Genomic DNA, 3,905 nt, shown 5'->3' on the forward strand with positions numbered 1-3,905 from the left:
CCTTTGGCAGAGTAAGCCTGATACAGCAAGCTGTAATCTAAATCCTCCAGTTCGTGGCTCAGCAGTCGGACAGAATCATCATCAGGAATCAAACCTTCTAAATTTAGTGGCAAAACCAGTTGATAAGGTTCGCCGAATTCGGTATAATTTTTATGGTATTTTAATTTATTAGTCATATCTTATTATACCATGGATTGCGGACTCTTCGGAGTCCGTTTTCTGTTTTTAGGACATAAAAATGGAACTGTTGCTCCAGTAGATTATTCATCTACTTTTGCAACAGCCCCTTTCTTTTACTGATGATTTTTGTTATACTCATCAAGATATTTTTTTACATAATCTGTATCGGACGGACAGTCTACATATTCACAACCGTATTTCTGTCTTGTTTCATTTCCTTTTCCCGTAATCAAAAGAATCGACGGATTTTCCACAGATTCGATGGCTTTCTTAATTGCTTCTCCTCTGTCTTCAATCATTTCGTAAGGACAGCCCTGTGCTTCCACATATTCAGCAATATCTCTTGAAATCTCTTCTACAGGTTCATATCCCGGATCCTCGGCTGCCAAATATACTTTCTTCGCATATTTTCCTGCGATTGTACCTAAATCACGACGTCTTGTAAATGCTTTTTTACCCGGACAGCCGAAAATACTGATAATCTCTCTGTCAGGATATTCTTCCTTAATAGAAGAAAACAGTTTTTCAAAACTCAATTTATTATGAGCGTAATCTACAACTGCGATGATTTTATTATCATCACTTGTCGAAAGTTCCATTCTTCCGCTTGATCTTGCTTTTTTCAATCCGGAATACATAAATTCTACAGGAATGTTAAACTGGTTTGCAACGGCAATAGTTGCAAGTGCATTTTCCACATTAAAGAATCCTGGCATAGTTAATTCAAATTCTTTATCAAACTCTGCACAGCGAACATTGAAAATCGTTCCGTCTCCTTCTTTATGGATATTGTAAGCATAAAAATCTGCATTCTCATTCTTCGTACTGATTGTCACAACTTTTGGAGCACACTGTGCTGCTTCCAAAATTCTGTCAGAGAAATCCGCGTCTAAGTTCACAACTGCAGTCTTCGTTTTCTGGAAAATAAGAAGTTTTGAAGAGAAGTAATCTTCAAAATCCTTATGTTCAATCGGACTGATATGGTCTTCGCAAATATTCAAAAATACTGCCACATCAAACATCATCTCATTTACACGGCCATATTTCAATGCCTGGCTGGATACTTCCATCTCAACAAATTCCATACCGCAATTCACAGCATTTCTGAAATATCCGTGAAGTTCTACTGCCTCAGGTGTTGTAATGTGTGATTCTATTTTCTCAACACCATCATAAATATCGATTGAAGAAATAACCGCACTCTCTTTCTTACCATTTGCCGCTAAATAATCATCTAAAATAGATTTCATGTAATATACGGAAGTTGATTTTCCTTTTGTTCCGCCAATACCAATTACATTTAATTCTTTCCATGCTTCATTAAAGAACTTATTCGCTAATACCGGCATAGCCTTTCTAATATCTTTCACAAGAATGTAAGGAACATCTTCGTCTAATTCATATTTCTGTTCGCTGATATAACAAACTGCGCCATTTTTTACCGCTTCTTTTAAATACTCCTCTTTAAAAGCCATTCCTTTACAAATGAAAAGTGTATTTTCCGTTACCTTTTTTGAGTCAAATGTCAACTGTTCAATAGTTGTCTGCTCTTTTCCGTACAATTCCTCTTCCAATAAATTGTCCTGTTCTTTCACTAACTCTGAGTATACATTGATTGTATATTTATTCATCTGTCCCATATTACCCTCCTTGTATAAATCTTTAGTTTTCGCCTAATTGTTTTCAATTATACACCATTGACAAATAAGTGTCAAACTTGTATTTTCATACATCATAAAGTATTTAGCATACATTGGAAAAATAATTGTTGAGATATGTCTTTTTAATGCTATAATAAGGATATGAAAAAATTTTTTAAAGGAGATATGTGAATATGAGAGCATATGAAAGATTATTGAACTATGTTGTAGTTCGCACTCCAAGTGATGAAAACTGTGAGAATGTACCTTCTTCTCAATGTCAGTTTGACTTGGCAAAAATTTTAGTAGAAGAATTAAAACAACTTGGAATTGACAATGCCTACGTAAATGATAAATGCTTCGTATACGCAAAATTGCCAGCCACACCGGGTTATGAAGATAAGACAAAATTAGGTTTTATCGCACATATGGATACGGTTGCTGACTTCTGTGACCATGATATTGTTCCTGTTGTTACAGAAAACTATAATGGGGAAGATCTTGTACTCGGAACAAGCGGACGTACTCTTGCCGTAGCAGATTTCCCACATTTACCAAGTTTAAAGGGACGCACTTTAATCACTTCTGACGGAACAACTATTCTCGGCGCTGATAACAAAGCCGGAATCGCTGAAATTATGACTATGTTGGAAAAAATCATTAGCGAAAACATTCCTCACGGTCAGATTAGCGTTGCATTTACTCCTGACGAAGAAATCGGAACAGGCGCACAGAGTTTTGACGTAGAAACTTTTGACGCTGACTTCGGTTATACTTTAGACGGTGACTTGGAAGGAGAAATCCAGTATGAGAACTTCAATGCTTATAAAGCAACTTTCGATATTACAGGATTTAGCGTTCACCCTGGTTCAAGCAAAAATACAATGATTAACGCAAGTTTAGTTGCTATGGAAATCAATTCTATGTTACCTGCGGGAGAAACTCCTCGCGGAACTGAAGAATACGAAGGTTTCTACCATCTTGTAAGCATGAGCGGAGATGTTTGCAAAGCAACATTAAATTACATTGTCAGAGACCACGATGCTTCTTTAATGAATGCCCGTCTTAACACACTTCGTTTAATTGAAAAATTAATGAATGAGAAATGGGGCGAAGGTACAGTTAAATTAGAAATCGCTGAACAATATAGAAATATGGCTGAAATCGTAGGTACTTGTATGCACCTTATCGAAAACGCTAAAATTGCATGTGAAAACGTCGGAGTAACTCCAAACATTATTCCAATCCGTGGCGGTACAGACGGCTGCCAGTTAAGTTTCAAAGGACTTCCTTGTCCAAACCTTGGAACAGGCGGACACGGTTACCACGGACCATACGAACACATTACAGTAGAAGGTATGGATTTAATGACTGATGTAGCCGTAGAAATTGTAAAATTATATGCAAAATAAAATCAGTTAAGTTAAATGGGAGAGAACCTCAATTGTTCTCTCCCATTTTTTATTCACAATATTTTTCATACAAAGATTCAAATATCTTCAAATGACATTTCTCGTCTAAAATAATTCTTTCTAAATTCGCGCGGATATGCTCATCTTCTATCCAAGACAACTGTTTCGTATATTTATCTATTGCATCTAATTCTCCCTTATACGCATTTTTTAGAAGTGAGTCAATCTTTCTCGGATAATTGTTACACTTTGGCGTCCAATAAGTAAATCTCCCTCTATTCACACTCCACAGCCTAGGTTCTGCTCCCAGCATCTCTGACAGTCTTCCGAAAATATTCAAATGATGCATCTCCACCATACTGATTTTGTGAAATATGCGTCCTACCTCCTCATATGATTCTCCCAAAATAATACTGTTATAAAAATAAAGTGCAATCGCGGACATCTCTGAATTACACGCCCCTATGTTTCCAAGTATTGCAATTGCATAGTCTTGGTTTCTTCCGCAGACCTGCACCGGAGGATACGGTGCCTCGTCCACATATTGATATTTCTCCTGACTTTCACACATATGTAAATCTCCCTTCATTTCCATAACATATCGTATGATTCATCAGAGGAAAATATGAGAGTTTTTCCATTGTAATATATTGTGGCTCTAAAATAAATGTTG

The 3,905-nt window shown here is 36.5% G+C and carries 3 protein-coding genes and 1 pseudogene; 1 reads left to right on the plus strand and 3 read right to left on the minus strand.

Features of this window, described 5'->3' with window-relative positions; all coding sequences use genetic code 11:
* Both ACYQ35_RS11215 and ACYQ35_RS11220 read right to left on the minus strand, forming a co-directional pair.
* A pseudogene (locus tag ACYQ35_RS11215) lies at positions 1-176 on the minus strand (IS5/IS1182 family transposase); the annotation flags it as partial.
* 117 nt (positions 177-293) lie between these two features.
* Positions 294-1,820 (minus strand): Mur ligase family protein, encoded by a 1,527-nt coding sequence (locus tag ACYQ35_RS11220; protein ID WP_009757485.1) that lies wholly within the window; start codon positions 1,818-1,820, stop codon positions 294-296.
* 194 nt (positions 1,821-2,014) lie between these two features.
* Here ACYQ35_RS11220 and pepT point away from each other — a divergent pair, with 194 nt between their 5' ends.
* Complete coding sequence (pepT, locus tag ACYQ35_RS11225) at positions 2,015-3,232, plus strand: peptidase T (protein ID WP_009757486.1); 1,218 nt, start codon at positions 2,015-2,017, stop codon at positions 3,230-3,232.
* Positions 3,233-3,281: 49 nt separating this feature from the next.
* On the opposite strand, the gene ACYQ35_RS11230 is transcribed toward pepT, so the two are convergent.
* Positions 3,282-3,803, minus strand: coding sequence for a ferritin-like domain-containing protein (locus ACYQ35_RS11230; RefSeq protein ID WP_009757487.1), 522 nt, complete (start codon positions 3,801-3,803; stop codon positions 3,282-3,284).
* Positions 3,804-3,905 lie beyond the last annotated feature (102 nt).

This window comes from Faecalimonas hominis (assembly GCF_054660755.1).

Excerpts from the sequence above, each read along its gene's own strand:
- pepT (WP_009757486.1), top strand. The coding sequence starts at position 2,015 with ATGAGAGCATATGAAAGATTATTGAACTATGTTGTAGTTCGCACTCCA.
- ACYQ35_RS11220 (WP_009757485.1), bottom strand. The coding sequence starts at position 1,820 with ATGGGACAGATGAATAAATATACAATCAATGTATACTCAGAGTTAGTG.
- ACYQ35_RS11230 (WP_009757487.1), bottom strand. The coding sequence starts at position 3,803 with ATGTGTGAAAGTCAGGAGAAATATCAATATGTGGACGAGGCACCGTAT.